The 15,545-nt window shown below is 62.9% G+C and carries 16 protein-coding genes; 6 read left to right on the forward strand and 10 right to left on the reverse strand.

The features are described 5' to 3' along the window. Positions 1-28 precede the first annotated feature (28 nt). Positions 29-319, reverse strand: coding sequence for a hypothetical protein (locus ACF8EF_RS01880; protein WP_003250283.1), 291 nt, complete (start codon positions 317-319; stop codon positions 29-31). Positions 320-377: 58 nt separating this feature from the next. Beyond that, complete coding sequence (locus tag ACF8EF_RS01885; RefSeq protein WP_176683941.1) at positions 378-983, reverse strand: arylesterase; 606 nt, start codon at positions 981-983, stop codon at positions 378-380. Positions 984-993: 10 nt separating this feature from the next. On the opposite strand from ACF8EF_RS01885, the gene ACF8EF_RS01890 reads away from it, so the two are divergent. Beyond that, positions 994-1,680: an ABC transporter ATP-binding protein gene (locus ACF8EF_RS01890; RefSeq protein WP_021782890.1), complete on the forward strand. Its 687-nt coding sequence runs from the start codon at positions 994-996 to the stop codon at positions 1,678-1,680. Beyond that, a complete protein-coding gene (locus tag ACF8EF_RS01895; protein ID WP_392460390.1) occupies positions 1,677-4,184 on the forward strand; it encodes an ABC transporter permease in 2,508 nt (835 codons plus the stop codon). The genes ACF8EF_RS01890 and ACF8EF_RS01895 overlap by 4 nt, the downstream gene beginning before the upstream one ends. 97 nt (positions 4,185-4,281) lie before the next feature. On the opposite strand, the gene greB is transcribed toward ACF8EF_RS01895, so the two are convergent. The 4 genes from greB to ACF8EF_RS01915 form a co-directional block, all read right to left on the reverse strand. Further along, positions 4,282-4,770: a transcription elongation factor GreB gene (greB, locus tag ACF8EF_RS01900; protein WP_209964877.1), complete on the reverse strand. Its 489-nt coding sequence runs from the start codon at positions 4,768-4,770 to the stop codon at positions 4,282-4,284. Between the two features lie 11 nt (positions 4,771-4,781). Further along, the gene (locus tag ACF8EF_RS01905) at positions 4,782-5,090 is read right to left on the reverse strand and encodes a hypothetical protein (protein WP_176683944.1); all 309 of its coding nucleotides are present in this window, start codon (positions 5,088-5,090) and stop codon (positions 4,782-4,784) included. Positions 5,091-5,338: 248 nt separating this feature from the next. After that, positions 5,339-5,776 (reverse strand): DoxX family protein, encoded by a 438-nt coding sequence (locus ACF8EF_RS01910; protein WP_392528991.1) that lies wholly within the window; start codon positions 5,774-5,776, stop codon positions 5,339-5,341. A 112-nt stretch (positions 5,777-5,888) separates the two neighbouring features. Then, a complete protein-coding gene (locus ACF8EF_RS01915; protein ID WP_176683945.1) occupies positions 5,889-7,295 on the reverse strand; it encodes a transglycosylase SLT domain-containing protein in 1,407 nt (468 codons plus the stop codon). 157 nt (positions 7,296-7,452) lie between these two features. On the opposite strand from ACF8EF_RS01915, the gene ACF8EF_RS01920 reads away from it, so the two are divergent. The 3 genes from ACF8EF_RS01920 to ACF8EF_RS01930 all read left to right on the forward strand — a co-directional run bounded on the left by ACF8EF_RS01920 (position 7,453) and on the right by ACF8EF_RS01930 (position 10,299). Beyond that, the gene (locus ACF8EF_RS01920) at positions 7,453-8,250 is read left to right on the forward strand and encodes a TatD family hydrolase (RefSeq protein WP_176683946.1); all 798 of its coding nucleotides are present in this window, start codon (positions 7,453-7,455) and stop codon (positions 8,248-8,250) included. Between the two features lie 126 nt (positions 8,251-8,376). Then, complete coding sequence (locus ACF8EF_RS01925; protein ID WP_176683947.1) at positions 8,377-9,855, forward strand: methyl-accepting chemotaxis protein; 1,479 nt, start codon at positions 8,377-8,379, stop codon at positions 9,853-9,855. 75 nt (positions 9,856-9,930) lie between these two features. After that, positions 9,931-10,299, forward strand: coding sequence for an Mpo1-like protein (locus ACF8EF_RS01930; RefSeq protein ID WP_176683948.1), 369 nt, complete (start codon positions 9,931-9,933; stop codon positions 10,297-10,299). A 41-nt stretch (positions 10,300-10,340) separates the two neighbouring features. Here ACF8EF_RS01930 and ACF8EF_RS01935 read toward each other — a convergent pair whose 3' ends face one another. The 3 genes from ACF8EF_RS01935 to ACF8EF_RS01945 all read right to left on the reverse strand — a co-directional run bounded on the left by ACF8EF_RS01935 (position 10,341) and on the right by ACF8EF_RS01945 (position 12,288). Beyond that, a complete protein-coding gene (locus ACF8EF_RS01935; RefSeq protein ID WP_209964873.1) occupies positions 10,341-11,138 on the reverse strand; it encodes an acyl-CoA thioesterase II in 798 nt (265 codons plus the stop codon). Positions 11,139-11,215: 77 nt separating this feature from the next. Beyond that, positions 11,216-11,995 carry a CHAD domain-containing protein gene (locus tag ACF8EF_RS01940; protein ID WP_176683950.1) on the reverse strand — a complete coding sequence of 260 codons (780 nt, stop codon included), beginning with the start codon at positions 11,993-11,995 and terminating at the stop codon, positions 11,216-11,218. A 14-nt stretch (positions 11,996-12,009) separates the two neighbouring features. After that, positions 12,010-12,288 carry a hypothetical protein gene (locus tag ACF8EF_RS01945; protein ID WP_176683951.1) on the reverse strand — a complete coding sequence of 93 codons (279 nt, stop codon included), beginning with the start codon at positions 12,286-12,288 and terminating at the stop codon, positions 12,010-12,012. Between the two features lie 177 nt (positions 12,289-12,465). Here ACF8EF_RS01945 and ACF8EF_RS01950 point away from each other — a divergent pair, with 177 nt between their 5' ends. Then, complete coding sequence (locus ACF8EF_RS01950; protein ID WP_176683952.1) at positions 12,466-13,506, forward strand: patatin-like phospholipase family protein; 1,041 nt, start codon at positions 12,466-12,468, stop codon at positions 13,504-13,506. A gap of 115 nt (positions 13,507-13,621) precedes the next feature. On the opposite strand, the gene ACF8EF_RS01955 is transcribed toward ACF8EF_RS01950, so the two are convergent. Further along, positions 13,622-15,493 (reverse strand): SurA N-terminal domain-containing protein, encoded by a 1,872-nt coding sequence (locus ACF8EF_RS01955; RefSeq protein ID WP_209964870.1) that lies wholly within the window; start codon positions 15,491-15,493, stop codon positions 13,622-13,624. Positions 15,494-15,545: the final 52 nt, after the last annotated feature.

Here is a 15,545-nt window from a genome sequence, read left to right on the forward strand (position 1 = left end):
GTTTCAGATGATGAAAGGCGCTTGTCGTTCAGCTGCCGTGCAGCTCTGGCCACACCGGGCGCATGCCACGTCGCTGGGCATCGAGGATGGCACGGCACAGCTCACACAGGCGGCCATCGCGATAGATCGATCGCGGCACCCCCGACCAACGCGGCTGGGCTGGCAGCAGGCCGCCGCACAAAGTACGGTCGACCGGCACGCCCAGCTCAAGCTGGCGGGCCACGAGGTGGACGCGGATTTCCTGGCAGGCGAACAGGTCGAGCTGCTCATCGGGCTCGATCAGTTGATAGGCATACAGGGACCAGGCAGGGCGCGGCATTTGGAGCACTCGAAACGGGGGGCGCAACATTAGCCGAAAGGCGTCCCCGTTTAAAGCGTCACAGCAAGGGTTTTATCGCTGGCCAGGCATTTTCCAGCAGCCGCTGCTGAGCACCCTGGGCCGGATGGATGCCATCAGCCTGCATCAACTCAGGTACACCCCCTACCCCTTCGAGGAAAAACGGCACCAAAGGAACCTGTTTGTCCACCGCCAGCTGTTCATACACCTTGGCAAATGCAGTGGTGTAACGCACACCATAATTGGGCGGCAGGCGCATGCCCAAGAGCAGCACCTTGGCACCTGCCTCGCGCGAGTGCTCGATCATCGAGGCAAGATTTTGTTGCAATTGAGCAGGCGGCTGCCCGCGCAGACCATCGTTGCCGCCCAGCTCCAGCACCACCAGGCTTGGTTTATGTGCTGCAAGCAGCGCCGGCAGCCGCGCCTGGCCGCCTGCGCTGGTGTCGCCACTGATCGACGCATTGACCACTTTATCGTCAAAACCTTCCTCCCTGAGGCGGGCCTGCAAGAGAGACACCCAGCCCTGGCGGCTATCCAGGCCAAAACCGGCGCTGATACTATCGCCAACAATCAGCAGTGTTCCTGCCGCTGCGCTCTGGGCCAGGCAATACAGGGCCAGACCGGCACTCAACCACCACACTCGCATCGGATTCTCCATGAGCCCCAGCATTCTCGTTGCGCAGAACCTTAGCAAAGTGGTCCCCAGCGCGGAAGGTGACCTCACCATCCTCCACGCGCTTTCTCTCGACCTGGCCCAAGGCGACAGCCTGGCCATCGTCGGCGCCTCGGGCTCCGGCAAATCGACCCTGCTCGGCCTGCTCGCCGGCCTCGACCGGCCCAGCGCCGGCAAAGTCATGCTCGCCGGCCACGACCTGGGGCCACTGGATGAAGACCAGCGTGCCCGTGTGCGTGCCGAACATGTGGGCTTCGTGTTCCAGTCGTTCCAGCTGCTCGACAGCCTCAATGCCCTTGAAAATGTCATGCTGCCACTGGAACTGGACGGCCGCCGCGATGCCCGCGAACAGGCTCGCACCTTGCTGGAACGGGTCGGCCTGGGCAAGCGCCTGAGCCACACACCTCGGCAGTTGTCGGGCGGCGAGCAGCAACGCGTGGCAATCGCCCGCGCCTTCGCCGCGCAGCCTGCGGTGCTGTTTGCCGATGAGCCCACCGGCAACCTCGACAGCCACACCGGCGAGCGCATCAGCGACTTGTTGTTCGAGCTGAACAAGGAGCGCGGCACTACCTTGGTGCTGGTCACCCATGACGAACGCCTGGCCCGCCGCTGCCGGCGCCAGATCCGCCTGGACGCGGGCCGCCTTGTGGCGCCGATGGAGGCCCGGTGAGCCATATGCCGCTGTCCCGCTTGTGTCGCCTGGCACTGCGCCAGTTGCTGCGCGATGTTCGCGCCAGTGAAGTGCGCGTGCTGTTCTTTGCCCTGTTGGTGGCGGTAGCCGCCAGCACCGCCATCGGCTATTTCGGCGCCCGCCTCAACGGCGCCATGCAGCTGCGTGCCAGCGAGTTCCTTGGCGCCGACCTGGTACTGCAGGGCAGCGCCCCGGCCCGCGGACAACAGCTCGATGCCGGCAAGGCACTGGGCTTGCGCCATGCACACGTGGTCGAGTTCACCAGCGTGGTCGGCGGTGACAATGGCATCCAGCTGTCCAGCGTCAAGGCCGCCGACGGCGCCTACCCATTGCGCGGGCAAGTACGCAGCGCTCCGGCACCCTATGCCGAAGAAACACCCGGCGGCGGCCCTGCCCGTGGCGAGGTGTGGGTAGAACCGCGCCTGTTGGCGGCACTGGGGCTGGCGATCGGCGACAGCATCGACGTGGGCATGAAATCCCTGCGCATGAGCCGTGTGCTTACCTACGAACCGGACCGCGCCAACAACTTCTACAGCCTTACCCCGCGCGTGATGATGAACCTGGCCGACCTGGAAGCCACCGGTGTGATCCAGCCGGGTAGCCGGGTCACCTACCGCGACCTGTGGCGCGGCGATGCCGAGGCGCTGGCGCAGTACCGTCAGGCCGTGGAAAAAGACCTGGCCGCCAACCAGCGCCTGCGTGACACCCGCGATGGCAACCAGCAGATCGGCGGTGCCCTGGGCAAAGCCGAGCGCTACCTGAACATGGCCAGCCTGGTGGCTGTGCTGCTGGCAGGCGTAGCCGTGGCTCTGTCGGCCAGCCGCTATGCTGCACGCCGGCTGGACGCCAGCGCCCTGCTGCGCTGCCTGGGCCTGTCGCGCCACCAGGCGTTGGGCCTGTATTGCCTGCAACTGGCCATGCTCGGACTGGTCGCTGCCCTGGCCGGCGCCCTGCTCGGCTGGCTGGCTCAGCTGGGCCTGTTCCGCCTGCTGCACGGCTTGCTGCCGAGCGTGGTGCCCGCCGGCGGCATCATTCCAGCGCTGGCAGGTATCGGTACCGGGTTGGTGGCACTGGCTGGCTTCGCCCTGCCGCCGATTGCAGCGCTGGGCCAGGTGCCGCCACTGCGCGTGCTGCGCCGTGACCTGCTGCCGATACCTGCGCGCAGTTGGTTGGTGTACGGCGCCGCCCTCCTCGCCCTGAGCCTCATCATGTGGCGCCTGAGCCTCGACCTGCTGCTCACCTTCGCCCTGCTCGGTGGCGGCCTGGTCGCTGCACTTCTGCTCGGCGGGCTGCTGTTGCTCGGTTTACGCAGCCTGCGCCAACTGCTGGCCGGAGCGCCACTCACCTGGCGTCTGGGGCTGGGCCAGCTATTACGCCACCCCATGGCTGCGGCTGGCCAGGCCCTGGCCTTCGGCCTGATACTGCTGGCCATGGCCTTGGTCGCCCTGCTGCGCGCAGAGCTGCTCGACACCTGGCAAGCACAGTTACCCAAGGATGCGCCTAACCACTTCGCCCTGAACATCCTGCCAGATGACCGTGAGCTGTTCGCTCAACGCCTGCACCAGGTCAATGCCGCTTCGGCACCGCTCTACCCAGTAACACCCGGACGCCTGGTGCAAATCAACGAAAAACCGGTACAGCAGATGGTCAGCAAGGACTCGGCAGGCGAGCGCGCGGTGCAGCGCGACCTTAGCCTGACCTGGGCCGCCGAGTTACCCGAAGGCAATGTGTTGAGCGCCGGCAGCTGGTGGCAAGCCTTGCCAGCCGACAACGACATCCCCGGGGTTTCGGTGGAAGCGGAACTGGCCAGCAGCCTGAAACTGCAGATGGGCGACCTGCTGACGTTCGATATTGGCGGGCAGCAACGCCAAGCCCGCGTGAGCAGCTTGCGCAGCGTGCATTGGGACAGCTTCCAGCCGAACTTCTACATGATCTTCCAGCCCGGTACGCTGCAGGGGCTGCCGACCACTTACCTGACCAGCTTCTATTTGGCACCGGGGCATGACCTGGATGTAGTGGCACTGTCACGGGCGTTTCCGGCGGTGACCATCCTGCAGGTGGATGCCTTGCTCGACCAGCTGCGCAGCATCCTCGCCCAGGTCACCCTGGCGGTGGAATATGTGCTGCTTTTCGTGCTGGCCGCCGGGCTGGCCGTGCTGTTCGCTGGCTTGCAGGCCACGCTGGACGAGCGCATTCGCCAAGGCGCACTGCTGCGGGCATTGGGTGCGGCGCGGCCGTTGCTGGTCAAGGCACGGCGTATCGAGTTCGGCCTGCTGGGTGCGGCCAGCGGGCTATTGGCGGCCGTGGGCTGCGAACTGATTACCTGGGTACTGTATCGCTATGCCTTCGACTTGCAGTGGAGCCCGCACCCGTGGTTGCTGGTGTTGCCGCTGGCGGGGGCGCTGCTGGTGGGTGGTGCGGGGGTGCTGGGAACGCGGCGGGCGCTGAATGCCAGCCCGCTGGCGGTGTTGCGCGAGGCTTGAGTCCTGGCTGTCAGAGCTTCTGCAGGAGCGACCCTGAGGGCTGGGCGATTCCTTAAAAGGACAGCACATGCCTCAGGGCGGCGCAAAACGGGCCCAGTCAGTCCGTCGAGACGCCCTGGCCGTAACTGATGCTGCTCACATACCAGGTCGCTTCACCGGTAGGTGTATGCACCACCACCTCATCACCCTCCTCCTTCTTCAACAAGGCGCGAGCCATGGGCGAATCGATCGAAATGTAATCGTTGCGCCCGTAGATCTCGTCATAGCCGACAATGCGAAACTTCATGGTCTCGCCCTCGTCGTTCTCGATCTCAACCCAGGCACCGAAAAATACTTTACCTTCCTGCTCAGGCGAATAGGCCACCACTTTCACATCTTCAAGACGCTTGCGCAGGTACCGCACCCTGCGGTCGATTTCGCGCAGCAGCTTCTTGTTGTACTGGTAGTCCGCGTTCTCGCTTCGGTCACCCAACGACGCCGCCCAGGCAACCTTTTGGGTGATTTCCGGACGATAAACCCGCCACAGGTGGTCCAGCTCTTTCTTCAGTGCCTCATGGCCTTCTGTGGTAATGATATTGGTGCTCAATAGCGCATTCCTCAGCGGCGGGTAATCAGGCCTTGACGCGCGATGCGGGTAAGATGGCCTATGACTTCGGCGGCCTCATCCGGCACCGGCGCCTGGATCACAGCCAGATCGAAACGGTCATTGCCATACTGCGCGAGGTGGCAGCCGCTATCGGCAAACTGGATCAGAAAGGCACGTGCCTGCCCCTTGCGCCGTGACAGGCCTTCAAGATGACGCAAAAGGGTGGGCTGATGCCGACCGCCGAGCAGGATGCGCGGTGTACGGGACGCCTGGCTGGCAGGCAAAGGGCTCAAACAGACACTGGTACGTGGGCAACTCATGGAGTTTCTCTCCGCCTCGCGAATCCCGCTGGGCAGCGGTGGGAGGCGTCACCGAACCAGCGCTTTAGCGGTATTTCGGACGACCCGGAGGTGGGGCTTTCCTGCGCCCCGCAAGTAGCTGTTTAAATCGGCGCAGGCGGTATGCTAGAGCGATGAGCCCCAAGTTGCAAGCTACAAGCCGCAAGCAAGAACAAGCCGAGTATTGGCCCGCGCTTGCCTGCGGCTCGTTGCTCGCAGCATAGGGGTGATTAGCGGGCGATCAGGCGGTCGAGCGAAAAGCAGCCGGCGCCTTCGATCATGACTGCAACAGTGCCGGCCAACAGCGCCAGGGCGAACTCATAGCCGTTGTTGGACATGAACAGGCCGTTGCCGATGTGCACCGAAACGATCTCCACTATCAAGGTCACCGTCAGCGCCAGGGCCGCCGGGCGAGCCAGCAGGCCGACCACCAAGGCCAGGCCACCGAAGAATTCGGCACTGCCGGACAGCAAGGCCATCAGATAACCCGGCGCCAGGCCGATGCTTTCCATCCATTGGCCGGTGCCTTCCAGGCCGTAGCCGCCGAACAGGCCGAAGAGTTTTTGCGCACCATGGGCCATGAAGATAATGCCGACCAGGATGCGGATAACGCTTAGGCCTGCGCCAGCACGAGTAGAGAACAGTGCGTTGAGGGTAGTGTTGTTCATGTGGAAGCGTCCTTGAAGCGAAGCAGTTGTGTTGGGATGGGCGCCATCATAATCAATTCAATAGATATGAAAATCGCAAAAAACCCAACATAACAATCGATATAATCGATTGTTAACGCTTCGCTACGCGCTCCAGTGCTGTGCGTTCGCGGTTGAACGCCAGGTAGTACTTGTTGATGCTATTGACGAAATTGACCGGTCCCATCCCCACCTGCTCCATGGCGATACGCTCGGTCTGGAAGAACCACTGGTTACCGTTGAGCCCTCGCCGTCGGGCCTCTGCGCGCATGGCCTGAACCCGCTCGGGGCCAAGGTTGTAGGCTGCCAGCACAAAGGCCATGCGCTCACGCTCATTGATCTTGGCACTGGCAAAAAACTTGCGCCGGATAAGCGCCAGATAACGGGCACTGGCCAGGACATTGCCATCTACCGTCGCGGTATTGCTCACCCCTACCCGCTGGGCCGCCGCGGGGGTAATCTGCATCAGGCCATGGGCACCGCCAGTGCCGCGTGCAGCCGGGTTGAGCGTCGACTCCTTGAAGGCCAGTGCAGCCAGGTTGAGCCAGTCGATCTGTTGCGCCTGGCCGTGTTTCTGCAACACTGCCCGTACCGAGGCCAGACGCTGGCGGCCCTTGCTGGCCAACGGGTTGTGTACCCGGTACTGGCGGCGGTAGATACGCTCGAACGCCGCATCCTGGTTGTCTGGCGCGCGGTAACCTTGCAGAAAGTGATCGACTGTTGCCAACAGTTGCGGCGCATCACGCCCTACATACCAGCGCATGGCTTGCGGCGGCCCCAGGCGCACCCGGCTGTCCAGGCGCAAGCGCGGCATAACCCGGGCCCAACGCCGGGCAATGGGCTGCTCGACCACGGTCAGGTGGTAGATACCCGCCTGTACCATCTCCAGCACATCCTCCACCGCCAGTGTCGAATCGACCCACTCCACTTTGATCAGCGGCCGCTTGCGCAGTGCCAGTTGCTGGTTGACCTGCTGGATCAGCGGCCCGGCGGCACTGGCGCTGGTCAAGGCGACGGTACGCCCTGACAGCTGTTCGACCTTGCTGAAACTTCGCTCGCCTTTGCGCCCGACCAGCGTCAGCGGCACCTGGTCGAGTATCGGCGCACTGCTGCTGACAGCGCCCACCGTCGTGGGGTCAAGCAGCTCGCCTGGCGCGGCCAGGTCACCCTCGCCGCGGGCCAGGGCGCCCAACAACTGCTCCTTGGCTCGCGGGATGAGCTTTAGCTGAATCTGCTGGTCGTCGGCGGTACGAGCATTGAGGAAATGCTCCAAGGCACGCAGGCGATAATACTCGATGCCAACTGGCTCGCCCTTGACCTCCCCCGAGCTGTTGCGGCTCTGGTTGACCAGCACTCGCAGTACTTTGCTGGTGCGAATCTGCAGCAGGTCACGCACCTTGGCAGGCGGTATGTTCTGCTGTGGCCCCGGCGTACGCGCCTGGGCGGGGCCGGTAAAGATCAACCCGAGCGTCAGCAGAAAAATGAGCCAGCATCGCAGCATGCGAAAACGTGTCCGTGGTCGGTGAGCGGCATCCATGGGGTGCACCGCCAAGTGATGAACGACGGCAAATGACCACGGCAACAGCATGAAGTTCTTGGTTTTTTCAGAAAAACGCGGCATTTGCTATGCTGGCCGTCCCGCGGCACGAGACAGCACCATGCAACTGATCGATATCGGCGTCAACCTGACCAACAGCAGTTTCCATGACCAACAGGCAGCAATCGTCGAGCGCGCACTGGAGGCCGGCGTTACGCAAATGCTGCTGACAGGCACCAGCCTGGCGGTCAGCGAACAAGCGCTGGAGCTGTGCCAACAACTGGATGCCAGCGGCGCGCACCTCTTCGCCACGGCCGGCGTGCACCCTCACGATGCCAAGGCCTGGGATGCCGACAGCGAGCGCCAGTTGCGACTGTTGTTGAGTGAACCGCGCGTACGCGCTGTGGGCGAATGTGGCCTGGACTTCAACCGCGACTTTTCCCCTCGCCCGCTGCAGGAAAAAGCCCTGGAAGCCCAGCTGACACTGGCTGCGGAGCTGCGCCTGCCGGTGTTCCTGCACGAGCGCGATGCCAGCGAGCGCTTGCTGGCGATTCTCAAGGACTACCGCGACCACCTGGCCGGCGCGGTGGTGCACTGCTTTACCGGTGAGCGCGAGGCGCTGTTCGCCTACCTGGACCTGGACCTGCACATCGGCATTACCGGCTGGATCTGCGACGAACGCCGCGGTACTCACCTGCACCCGCTGGTGGGCAACATCCCTCAAGGCCGGCTGATGCTGGAAAGCGACGCACCCTATCTGCTGCCGCGCAGCTTGCGGCCCAAGCCCAAAAGTGGGCGCAACGAGCCGGCGTTCTTGCCGGAGGTACTGCGCGAGGTGGCCTCGCATCGCGGTGAGTCAGCCGAGCACACGGCGGCGCATACCACGGCAACGGCGCGCGACTTTTTCCAGCTCCCCTGATTCTTGCGGGTTTCTGCGGAGCGGGTGAACGCCGTTGATATGCATCAACAAATCCCGTCGAGGATGCGGGCACAATGATGGCACCTTGCCAATATTGTTTCCGCTCAACTCAGAGAAGACCTGCCCATGGGTGCCTGGCTTAGCAATGTTTCCCTGAAGTACAAATTCTGGGCCGTCAACGCAGTGGCCTTTGTCACCACCTTGCTGCTGGTGCTGTACGCCGTGCACCTGGAGCAACGCGCACGTGCCGAGGCGGCTCAGAGCCAGGCGGCCGCACAAGCTCAGTTGCTGGCCGCCTGGCCAGCCGGGCAAGCACTGCCACGCCCGGCCAACGTCATCAGTTGGTCAACAGGGCAAACGCCAACCTACGCCGGGGAGGCGCTCGATGCCCTGCGCAACACCCAAGGCTGGGTAGAACTGCCGAGCGCCTGGATCCTCGGTGAAAACCCGCTGCGTGGCGCACAGGTGCTGCGCAACGGCGACCAGCAGTTGGCTGTGCTGGCTCAGTCCCCCAGTCTGCGTCAGGTTTTCTTCGATCGCTTCAGCAATTACGCGGTGTGTGTACTGATCCTGATGCTGGCCATGCTCGGCGCCTCCCAACTGCTGATCCGCTTCCTGCTCAGCCAGCTCAACACCCTCAAGGACGTGATGCTGCACGTGGAAAAAACCGGCGACCTGTCGGCCCGCGTACCACTGGCCAGTGGCGACGAGGTCGGCCAGATGGCCGGGGCCTTCAACGCCATGCAGTCCACCTATCACCGCGTGGTCAGCACCGTCGCCCACAGCGCAGCACAACTGGACTCGGGCGCTGCACGCCTGGCCGCCAGCATGAGCGACGTACGCCATGGCATGCTCGGCCAGCAGAGTGAAACCGACCAGGCCGCCACTGCCATCAACGAAATGTCGGCGACCGTGCACCACATCGCCCAGCACGCCGGTGCCACCCGCGATTTGTCACAAACCGCCGACACCTTGGCCGGCAGCGGCCAAGCGGTGGTCAGCCGAGTGCAGGATTCGATTTCCGGGCTTTCCAGCGGCGTGCAGCAAACTGCCGAGATGATTCGACAGCTAGCCGAAGACAGTCAGAAGATCAACGGTGTAGTCAGTGTGATCCACAGTATTGCCGAACAGACCAACTTGCTGGCGCTCAATGCTGCCATCGAAGCCGCGCGCGCCGGCGACCTCGGCCGAGGCTTTGCCGTGGTGGCCGATGAAGTGCGCAACCTGGCCAAACGCGTGCAAACCTCCACGGATGAAATCACTACCATGGTTTCGGCCCTGCAGTCGGGTACCCGCGATGCGGTGGAGTTCATGCAGGAAAGCTCGTACAAGGCCGACGACTGCGTGCGTCAGGCACAGGAAGCCGGTGAGGCGCTGGCTGAAATTACCGGTGCCGTGGCGCAGATGCGCGAAAGCAATACCCAGATCGCTGTAGCGGCCGAGCAGCAAAGCCAGGTAGCCGAGGAAATGAACCGCGCGGTGGTCAGCATCCGCGATGTCACCGAGCGGACCGTGCAGCAGACGGTCGGTTCGGCGACTACCAGCAGCGAACTGGCGACCCTGGCCGGCGAGCTTAACAAGGCCATTGGCCAGCTCAAGCTATAGTCAGCATAGCTAGCCTCGATTGGCCCCCACTCGGGGGCCGCACTAAGCTTTGGGCATGACCGAGAGGAAATCCCCATGAGCAAACGCCTGCCCAATCTTCCCGCCTGGCAATGGCGCGGCTATCACCACAATCACCGCCACCCGGCCAACCTGGTACTGCACCTGATTGCTGTTCCGCTGTTCATTCTGGGGACACTACTGGTGCTGTCCGGCCTGTTCGGTTTCGACCTCGGCCAGATCGCGGTGGGTGTAATTGCCCTGGTCGCCGCGCTGGGCCTGCAGCGCCAAGGGCACCGCCTTGAAGCCGAGCAGCCCGAGCCGTTCGCCAACCGCCAGGATGCCGTGCAGCGCTTACTGACCGAGCAGTTCATCACCTTTCCGCGCTTCGTGCTGAGCGGGGCCTGGTGGAAGGCCTGGCGGGAGCGGCACAAGCACCGACACTGAGTCAGTTGCCGGAGCACTCCTTGTGAGCAGCCTTGCAAGGGTCAGGCGAAAACGGTGACGGTCTGCCGGCTCAACGCCAACAACTCGCCCTGCGCCGTCCACAACGCCGCAGCAGCGTGCCCATAGCCATCCCGCGCATGCTCGGTCTCCACGCAGTACCGACACCAATCCAGGGTCGACAGCTTCGCTGTTGGCTGGATGAACTCGATGGTCCAGGTCAGCGTACTGCCCGCAGCGGGCTGCTTGAGAAACGGCATAAGGCTGGGCGGCCAGGCATCGACCAACGCCAGCACGTGCGCCTCGCTCACCGGTTCTTCCAGCACATCCCGCAAGCGTACCCAACCGCCCATCCTGCGCGACTGATTGCCACTGAACGGCAACCCGCCCACTGCCCAGCGCAGGGCAACATGCCGCATGAACTCAGGGGTAACGCCTTTGATATAGGGCAACTCCGGGGCCGCCTCGTCGAGCGCAGGCATTTCTATGGCCGGTAACGCCGGCACTTCCACCACCGAAGGCCGGCCCGCACCGAAATTGCCCTGCACCAAGGTCACCACCTGGCCAGCCTGAACGGCGCGGCCCAGCAGCGTGCTAACCGCCTTGCCTTCGCGCAAAACCTCCACCTCGAAGCGGATGGGTACATCCGCCGCCGCGGGTGCCACAAAGCTGATGGCCAATGAGCGTACCGGGCGGTTGTCGCAGATCTTGAGGCGCATGGATTCATACACCATGGCCGCCATCAAGCCGCCAAAAGCAGCGCGCCCCTGGGCCCAACTGGGCGGGATGCTGACGGAATCCGGGTTGGCCCGCACGGCGTCGAGCAGTTGGTTGAAATTCATTGGCCGGCTCCTGCCTGCAAAGGAAAAGGTCCGCTCATCCTAGCCAGCAAACCCCGGGGAATCAGCCCGCATATCGGTCATTTTCCGTGATAGCGCCGCGTCAGTGCCTGTTGCAGGGCGTCCAGCGTCATATCTGACTGACGCTCCGCCTCATGCAGTTCCTGCTCCCAATCGGCCCTGCAGGGGAGCAGGTCGGCCTGGTCACGCGCTTGCAGCAGCCATTGCAGGCGGTCGTGCCAATCGCCCAGGTCGCCCTGTGCCTTTTTCAGCAGACGTTGCAGTTTTTTCCCAGCGTGATCGAGTTGCGGGTAGGCCTCATCACCATACCGCGCACGCTTGATCAGCAAACGCAGGCGGTGGCGATCGTGGGCCGGGTCCTGCAACGCTTCGTACAACTTGCGCCACTGCTTGACCAGACGCTTGTCGATGCGCTTGCCCAGCGACTTGACCAACCCCTCCCGGCCCGCCGCCCGCAGGAACAATGGAAAGGCGTCGAGAATCGCCAATACCCTTGCCAGCTGTGGGCTGGCAGCGACGCTGGCGAAGGTCCTGTCACGCCCCTGCAGACGCCGCTGCCCGGCTGCCGCATGACCGCGTCCGATCAGCTCGGCCGCCACTACCTCGCGATCACGCAAGGGCGTGGTAAGGGTACCCAGCGACCTTGCAGCATCCTCGAGCTGCTCCACGCCGGGCAGCCCACGCAGCGGCCTCAACAGACTGCGCAGGCGCCGCAAGGTGACACGCAGGTCGTGCAAGGCTTCGCTGTCGGTATTGGCAGCCAGGCGTTCACGACAGGCCAGCAACCGCACCTGCAAGGTCAGTATCTGGACAACTACATGGTCGAGCATGGCAGACATACGATGCTCCCTGATCAGCGCCCGGCGCGAGATTCACGAATGTAGAAGCGGGCCTTTTCGGCTTTGCGGGTACAGCTTTCAAAGCCTTCGAACTGCTGCTGGGTCTTGGCCCCCGTCAGCAAAGACAAGGCTTTGGAGTAACTGACGGCACCGGCGAAGCCTTCGGCCTTGGCCAGATCCAGCTCCTTCCAGGCGGCATCCAGCTGGGTCGCGCAGCTGTCACGGTAGGCCGTCTTGCCCGCGCAGCCAGCAAGGGCCAAGGCAATCAGTGGAAGGCAAATCCAGGCTTTCATCAGTAATACCTCTATGGAAGAACGGTGGCTGTTCGACGCGCCGACAGCTGGAAAGTGCCATGCCCGGCCGGCGTTGCCTGGCCAGTTTTATTACAGTAGCTCAGCACGATCTACATTGAAGCACAGGCAGCGATGGGTGCATTGTAGGACCATGATGGCACTGGCCGGGGAATGTTCATGAGTAAACGTGTGGCACTGGTACTGGGGTCGGGCGGAGCCCGAGGGTATGCGCACATCGGCGTAATAGAGGAAATCGAGCGCCGCGGCTACGACATAGCCTGCGTTGCGGGGTGTTCCATGGGTGCGGTGATTGGCGGTATCTATGCCGCTGGCAAGCTGGACGACTATCGCAACTGGATCGAGAGCCTCGACTACCTGGATGTGCTGCGCCTGGTCGACGTCAGCTTTCGCCTCGGTGCGATTCGCGGCGACAAGGTGTTCGGGCAGATCCGCAAGATCGTCGGCGAGATAAACATCGAGCAACTGCGCATCCCCTACACCGCAGTGGCCGCCGACCTAACCAACCAGCAGGAAATCTGGTTCCAGGAGGGTTGCCTGCACCAGGCCATGCGTGCCTCGGCGGCCATTCCCAGCCTGTTCACGCCGGTGATGCAAGGCAACCGTATGCTTGTCGACGGCGGCATTCTCAACCCGCTGCCAATCGTGCCTGTGGTGTCCAGCCATTGCGACCTGATCATCGCAGTCAACCTTAACGCCACCAACCAGAAGCAGTACCAGTTGCCGGTGATCGAGCGTCCGGCGGCCTTCAAGATGCGTTTTGACGCCTTGCTGAGCTCGCTGGGCTCACGCTTGCCATTCCGGCGTAAACCGGCGGAAGAGCTGATCCGCATCGAAAAGGAAATCGTCGCCGAAGGGTTGGCACCACCAAGCCCGTGGCTGACCGACAGCGCCGACCCGGAAAGCCAGCAATCAGCGGCGGCCCCGGAGCGCGAGGGCGCGCCTAAGTCGGCCACCGGTTCTTTCATCATCGACAACGTGGGGCCGGCCTCGCTGCTGGACTTGATCAACCAGAGCTTCGAGGTCATGCAGACTTCGTTGGCACAGTACAAGATTGCCGGCTATCCACCGGATGTGCTGATCAACGTGCCCAAGCGGGTGTGCCGGTTTTTCGAGTTCTACAAGGCGCCGGAGCTGATCGCCCTGGGGCGAGAGATTGCACGCGATACGCTGGATAGTTATGAAGGGGTGAAGCGGTAGAGCCTGGTCGGCGCCGCCCCTGAGGCGGTGTGGTCTTCGACAATCACCGTCCGCGCGGCTGGCGAAAACGAAACAGGCCGCACGAAGCGGCCTGTTTCTTCATGCAACGAACACCTTAGTAACGAGTGATGTCTGCATTGGCTTCCAGCTGTTTGCGGTAAGCGGCAAAGTCCTGCTGGCCAGCACGTGACGCGAGGTAGCGGCGAATCTGCTGCTTCTCTTCGTCGGTGGCGGTAGCGCCTTCGTTCACACCCTTGAGCTGCAACACCACCAGGCTACCGTCACGCAGCACTACACTGCCGTAAACAGGCTTGCCCTTGGCTTGCGGCTTGCCCAGACGGAACAGTGCCTGCAGTTCGACCGGATCAATACCGTCCTCACCACGGGTGACGGCTTCATAGGCTTTCCAGCCTTGCCCTTCGTGCACGCTGCCTGCTGCGATGGAACCGTCGCGCAGGCCGGCAATCAGCTTGTCCGCCTTGGCCTTGAGCTCGGCAGTCGCCTTCTCTTTGGCCAGGTGCTCCCTGATGTTCTTGGCCACAGCTTCCAGCGGCAGTTGCTCTGGCTTGCGGTGCTCCTTGACGCGCAGCACCACGGTGGTCTCAGGGTCGAGCTCGATGGCGTTGCTGTTGGCACCCTCATCCAGCACTTCTTCAGAGAACGCAGCCTGCACCACCGAACGGTTCGCCGTAATGCCTTCACCACCCTCGCGGCCGAAGGCGGCGGAGGTGTGTACCTTGAGGTTCAGGTCCTGGGCCGGCTGAGCCAGGTCGGAAGCCTCGTAGGCAGCATCCTGCAACTGCTTGCTGGCGTCGACATAACGCTGCTCGACCAGCGGCATCTTCAGATCACGGGTCAGCTTGTCCTTCAAGCTGGCGAAGCTCGGTACTTCTGGCGCCTGCACGCCCAGCAGCTTGATCAGATGGTAGCCAAACTCGGTGCGCACCGGAGCAGATACCTGGCCATCCTGAAGCTTGTACAGCGCCTCTTCGAAGGCCGGGTCGTAGACGCCCGGGCCGGCGAAGCCGAGGTCACCACCGCTGTTGGCGGAGCCTGGGTCCTGGGAGAACTCCTTGGCCAGTGCGGCAAAGTCCTCACCCTTGGCCAGACGCTGCTCGATCTCTTCGGCGCGGGCCTTGGCCTGGGCGTCGGTGACCTTGTCGTTGACCTCGATGAGAATGTGCGCGGCATGACGCTGTTCAGCCAGGTTGGCGATTTCCTTCTCGTACTGGGCCTTGAGCTCTTCGTCGGTCACTTTGACCTGGTCGAAGAAGGCCGACTTCTTCAGCTCTATGTAGTCGATCACGACCTGGTCAGGCGACATGAACTCCTTGGCGTGCTGGTCGTAGTGCGCCTTGACCTCTTCGTCGCTGACCTTGACTGCGGCCGGGTCGGCCTTGAAGGTCAGGGAGGCGAAGTCGCGGGTCTGCTTTTCCAGGCGAGCAAAGGCATCGACCTGCTGATCGGTGACGAAGCTGCTACCGGCCAGGCCGGTGCGCAGTTGGCCGATGAGCATTTCCTCGCCAAGCATCTCGCGGAACTGCATGCGGCCGTAGCCCATCTGGCGGATCACCTGATCGAAACGCTCAGCGCTGAACTTGCCGTCCACCTGGAATTCAGGGGTCTGCAAGATCACCTGATCCAGTGCGGCGTCAGAGAAAGCGAACTTGGCATCTTCAGCGCCTTGTAGCAGCAGCTTGCGGCTGATCAGCCCCTTGAGTGCTTCTTCACGCAGCAACTTGTCATCCAGCAGCGCCGGGTCGAAATCCTTGCCCAACTGTTGCATCAGTTGACGGCGCTGCATCTCGGCCGCCTGGCTCAGTTCGTTCTGGCTGATGGTCTGGCCGTTCACCTTGGCGGCGTCCTGGCTATGAGTGGCGGCCTGAAAAATGGCTTCGAAACCGGTCAATGCCATCAACACGACGATAAGGCCGATGATGGTCTTGGCAATCCAACCTTGTGAATTGTCCCTGATATTTTGCAGCATGCGTCCCCCAGAAACGGCTGTACCACTGCGTCGACAACCGCGGAGCGTGGGT

This window comes from Pseudomonas sp. zjy_15 (assembly GCF_043101865.1).
GTDB lineage: Bacteria > Pseudomonadota > Gammaproteobacteria > Pseudomonadales > Pseudomonadaceae > Aquipseudomonas > Aquipseudomonas putida_Y.